This is a genomic window from Poseidonibacter sp., assembly GCF_041821165.1.
Lineage (GTDB): Bacteria > Campylobacterota > Campylobacteria > Campylobacterales > Arcobacteraceae > Poseidonibacter.
On sequence record NZ_JBGUES010000175.1, the window covers coordinates 1 to 4,851 of the forward strand.

At 24.2% G+C, this 4,851-nt stretch carries 8 protein-coding genes; 7 read left to right on the forward strand and 1 reads right to left on the reverse strand.

Annotation, left to right across the window (positions count from 1 at the left end; all coding sequences use genetic code 11):
* On the forward strand, positions 1–305 hold a 305-nt coding region (locus ACERKK_RS11250; RefSeq protein WP_373773171.1), incomplete at its 5' end, for a TolC family protein.
* A 48-nt stretch (positions 306–353) separates the two neighbouring features.
* On the opposite strand, the gene ACERKK_RS11255 is transcribed toward ACERKK_RS11250, so the two are convergent.
* Entirely contained in the window at positions 354–1,928 is a 1,575-nt protein-coding gene (locus tag ACERKK_RS11255; RefSeq protein WP_373773172.1) for an HD-GYP domain-containing protein, read from the reverse strand.
* Positions 1,929–2,093: 165 nt separating this feature from the next.
* Here ACERKK_RS11255 and ACERKK_RS11260 point away from each other — a divergent pair, with 165 nt between their 5' ends.
* The 6 genes from ACERKK_RS11260 to ACERKK_RS11285 all read left to right on the forward strand — a co-directional run.
* The gene (locus tag ACERKK_RS11260) at positions 2,094–2,498 is read left to right on the forward strand and encodes a DUF1924 domain-containing protein (protein WP_373773173.1); all 405 of its coding nucleotides are present in this window, start codon (positions 2,094–2,096) and stop codon (positions 2,496–2,498) included.
* 3 nt (positions 2,499–2,501) lie between these two features.
* Positions 2,502–3,014 (forward strand): diheme cytochrome c, encoded by a 513-nt coding sequence (locus tag ACERKK_RS11265; RefSeq protein WP_373773174.1) that lies wholly within the window; start codon positions 2,502–2,504, stop codon positions 3,012–3,014.
* A gap of 9 nt (positions 3,015–3,023) precedes the next feature.
* Entirely contained in the window at positions 3,024–3,803 is a 780-nt protein-coding gene (locus ACERKK_RS11270) for a cytochrome b/b6 domain-containing protein (RefSeq protein WP_373773175.1), read from the forward strand.
* Positions 3,804–3,819: 16 nt separating this feature from the next.
* On the forward strand, positions 3,820–4,143 hold the full coding sequence (locus tag ACERKK_RS11275; RefSeq protein ID WP_373773176.1) for a cytochrome C: 324 nt from the start codon (positions 3,820–3,822) through the stop codon (positions 4,141–4,143).
* Positions 4,109–4,510 carry a hypothetical protein gene (locus ACERKK_RS11280; RefSeq protein WP_373773177.1) on the forward strand — a complete coding sequence of 134 codons (402 nt, stop codon included), beginning with the start codon at positions 4,109–4,111 and terminating at the stop codon, positions 4,508–4,510. The genes ACERKK_RS11275 and ACERKK_RS11280 overlap by 35 nt, the downstream gene beginning before the upstream one ends.
* The coding region (locus tag ACERKK_RS11285) for a response regulator (protein ID WP_373773178.1) at positions 4,503–4,851 on the forward strand (349 nt) is incomplete at its 3' end. The genes ACERKK_RS11280 and ACERKK_RS11285, both read left to right, overlap by 8 nt.

The window sequence follows — 4,851 nt, forward strand, 5'->3', positions numbered from 1 at the left end:
AAACAAGATTATTAAAAGCAAAAGCACAATTAGTAAAAACAAATCTTGATATCAAACTACAATTTGAAAATGCAAATTCAGATTTAGAAGTAGCAATTGACAATCTTCAAACAGCAGTATTATCATTAGAGTTAGCTCTTGAAAATTATGATATTGTAAAAAATAGATTCTCAGAAGGTGTTTCAACAAGTACTGATTTATCAGATGCAAACTTTTTATTAACACAAGCAAGACAAAATCATAACAGAGCTTATTTTGATAAGTTCCTAGCTCTTTCTACTTTAGATAGAGTTGTTGAAAAGTAAATAATTTAAATAAAAAAGTAGACTTAAAATATTTAAGTCTGCTTTTTTCTAAACATCTTTTAGCGAGTCTCGAATTTTTAAAAACTCATCTAAATGTTCAAAGAATATATCTATTAATTTTGGATCAAAATGCTTAGCTCTTTCTTCTTTAAAAAGATTAAATATTCTTTCATCATCCCAAGCTTTTTTATAAACACGGTCACTTCCTAAAGCATCAAATACATCTGCAAGTGCAGTGATTCTTCCATAAATATGAATATTTTCACCCTTTAAACCTCTTGGATAACCTGATCCATCCCATTTTTCATGATGTTCGTAAGCAACAATAGCTGCCATTTTTAACAATGGTCTATTTGAGTGTTTTAGCATTTCATAACCTAAGGCAGCATGTGTATCCATGATTTTTCTTTCATGTTCATCAAATCTTCCTGGTTTATTTAATACAGAATCAGGAATTGCAACTTTTCCAATATCATGCATTGGTGATGCTTGTTTTAACATTTCAGCTTCTTTTTCATCTAAACCATAATAAAGGGCTAAAATTTTTGAGTATAAGGCAACTCTTTTTACATGATTTCCTGTCTCTTTTGAACGACTTTCTCCAATAGCACCCATTGTAAATACAACTTCTTTTTGTGTATGTTCAATTTCACTATTTAATGTTTTTATTTCAACTAAACCATCTTGTACTTTTGATTCAATTTCATCAACTGAAAGCCCAATATTTCTATAAACTTTATAAGCAAATAAGATAATAAAAGCAATAGTAAGTAATAATAAAATTGTTACAATAAAATATACATTACTTAAAAAAGATGAAGAAATTTTTTCAATATTTGTTTCAATTTCAAGGTTTACCTTTTTATTGATATTTATAATATTTAAGATTTCACGAGATAGTTTTTCTTCTTCAATTTCAATATTTTTTGTAGTAACAATATTCAAGCCTATTTTTTCAACAGTTTTTAGATAGTTTTTAAATTCGTTTGAATCTAATTTATTAATTAAAAGTTTAATTCTATTTGTCCATTTATCCAAAGCAACTTGGTTTTTATGTTGATAAAGAGTCTCTTTACTATAATATTTTAAGTCTGAGAATAGTTTTATTAATTCTAAATCATTTGATTTTAAAATTTCTTGTTCAAGCTTTTTTCTTTGAAAATTTTCTTTTGGATATGTTGATTTAAACTCATCTATTAATTTTATTTTTTCTGTTTGTAAATCAAAAATTCTATCAAAAGCATGTTCGATTTGTTTTTCATTTAAAAATAATTTTTCTAAGCTTTTGAAAATATTTGGATCTTTATGAATATCACTAAATATAAGGTCATGAAACTCATCTTCTTCACTTAAAATAAAAGAGTTTTTTATATATTCAAAATTCTTTTCTTCTTGTGAAAATTTATTTTTTATCTCTTTTAGATTATCTTCATTTTTAGTATTTATTGTTTCAATTACAATATCATTCATATTTTCTTGAAGGAAAACTAGTGATGAAATATTTTTTTTCGAGAGTTCATTATCTTTTATTTGATATAAAACAACAGTATTAATTGTAGCTATTAAAACTACTAAAACTAATATTAACATAAAACTAAATTTGATAACTTTTTTTATATTCATAAATATCCCTAAATTTAAAATTAATTAATGATTTGATTATTATACAGTTTAATTTATTATCAAAGATAAAAATTAATAATTGTCAAGGAAATGTCAAGAAATCTTATATCAAAATTGAAACTATTGGCTTATAATTGTAAGTATAAATTATATAAGGAGTTACAAATGAGAGTATTTTTATTTATTTTTTTAATAAGTACATATTCATTTTCTGCCATTATTGATGATTATATGAATAATCTGCAAAAAGAAGTTTTAATAAAAAACCCAAACTTTAAAGGGTTTGATATTAAAAGAGGTGAAGAAATATTTACATCAAAACATATAGGTAAAAGAGGAAAAGAGATATCTTGTGTTTCTTGTCATACAAATAATTTTTCACAAAATGGTGAAAATGTTTTTACAGGTAAAGTTATAAAACCTTTATCAAATAAAACAAATCCTAAAAGATTAACTGATGTAAAAACTATAAATAAATGGTTAAAAAGAAACTTTAATGATGTATATAAAAAAGAAGGAACAGCACAAGAAAAAGGTGATGTTTTAAAATATATAATAAGTAAAGGCTAAAAAATGAAACTTTTAATAATAACTTTATTGTTTTTATCAAATCTTTTTTCAAGTGAATATGCTAGTTCAAAAGTAGGTGTAAAACCTGTTGATAACGAATTATATAAAAATGAATGCTCAGCTTGTCATTTTGATTATCAACCTGGTTTACTTCCATCTAAATCATGGAAAAAAATTATGTCAAATTTAGAAAACCACTTTGATACAGATGCTTCACTTGATAATGAAGATTTTCAAACAATAAGTGAATACTTAGAAAAAAATTCTGCCGAAAAAGCAATGAATTATAAAAGAAGTCGAAGAATCGTAAATAGTATTGCTTCAAATGAAATACCGCAATCAATTACAAAAGTTAGATATATAATTAAAAAACATAATGAAATAAGACCATCTTTAATTACTCAAAAAGAGGTAAAAGGTTTATTTAATTGTACAGCCTGCCATACAACGGCACAAAAAGGTATTTACAGTGAACGAGATATCATTATTCCTAATTTTGGAAGATGGGAAGACTAGGAGGAGTTTATGAAAAAATCATATATTTGGTCTTTACCTACTAGAGTTTTTCATTGGCTTTTTGTATTGTTTATACTATTAGCATTTATATCAGCCGAAGAAGATTTTTGGTTAGATTACCATGCCATAATTGGATATGCTGTTTTAATACTTCTATTTTATAGAGTTATATGGGGATTTTTTGGTCCTAAATACTCTTTATTTAAAGATTTTCCAATTGGTATACAAAATGCTAAAGATTTTCTTTCAAATATATTTGAAAAACAAGAAAAATATATTGGCCATAATCCTCTAGCATCATATGTTATGTTTTCAATGTTTATTATCTGTTTTTTAGTAATAATAAGTGGAATCTTAGCTTATGGAATTCAAGAAGGAAAAGGTATAGTTTCTTTTTTAAATAGTTCTTTTTTTAAAGAAATGGAACTTTTTGAAGAACTACATGAACTATTATCAACTCTATTTATTGTTTTAATAGTTGCTCATATCTTTGGTGTTTTTATGGAATGGTTTTTACATAGTCCTAATGAAACGCTTAATTCAATTTTTACAGGTTTTAAGAAAACAAAAAATGATGAAAGTGTAAAATTAAATATATATCAAAAAGTTTTTTCATTTATTATGTTGCTGTTTTTTATAGGTTTTTTGCTTTTTAATGTTTATAAACCAAATAATATTTTAATAGCTTCAAAATATGAAGAAATAAACTATGAAAGTAAAAATGAACTTTTTGTAAACGAGTGTGCATCTTGTCATACTCTGTATTCCTCCAAATTTATTGCCTGTTAAATCATGGGAATTACTTATGAGTGATTTAGAAAATCATTTTGGAGATGATGCTTCATTAGAAGAAGAAGATAGAAGTGATATTTTGGCTTTTTTACTAAAAAATAGTGCAGAAAAATCAACACAAGAATCAAGTGTTAAAATATTGGCTTCAATTAAAAATAAAGATATAATTGCAATTACTGATACAATATTTTGGAAACAAAGTCATAAACTCATACCAAAAGATGTATTTAATCACAATGAGGTAAAATCAAGTGCGAATTGTAAAGCTTGCCATAGTGATATTGAAAAAGGATTAATTCAAGATGACAAAATTAAAAATATTAGTGATTTTATGTAGTTTTCTTTTGCCCTTTATTTTATTTGCAAGTGATGATGATCATGCTTATAAAAAAAGTCATCTTTATAAAAATCTAGATTTTTTAGAGTTAGATAAAAAACAGTATAAACAAATAAGAGAAGTTTTAATAAAGTATAAAAAAGAGTATAAAAAATATTATAAATATAAAGAAGAAAAAGAAGAAAAACTTAAAAAACTATTTTTAGAAGATGATTTTAATGAAGAAAAATACGTATATATTTCTAGAAAAATAAAAGAAAAGGCCTCTTTGCTAGAAGCAAAAAACTTAGAAAAAATACATGATATACTAGATGATAAACAAAGAAAAAAGTTTTCTTATTATTTACAGGAGTGGGAAGTTGAATAAAAATATTTTATTAGTTGAAGATGATTTACAAATGCAAAAGTTAATTGTTGATTATTTAAAAGATTACAATTTTAATTGTGTTGCTTTCTCACATCCTAAAAATGCCATAAAAGAGTTTGAACAAAACTCTTTATATGATTTAATAATATTAGATTTAATGCTTCCTGATATGGATGGTTTTGATTTATTTAAAAAAAGAGTCAAAAATTCATCTATTCCAACTGGAAAAAGTGGAGGATTTAGAGTGATAATCTATAAACGAGTTGAAAATAAAATGATTTTAATATCAATTTATTCTAAGACTGAAAAAGAAAATTTAAGTGATTCTGAACTAAGTGATA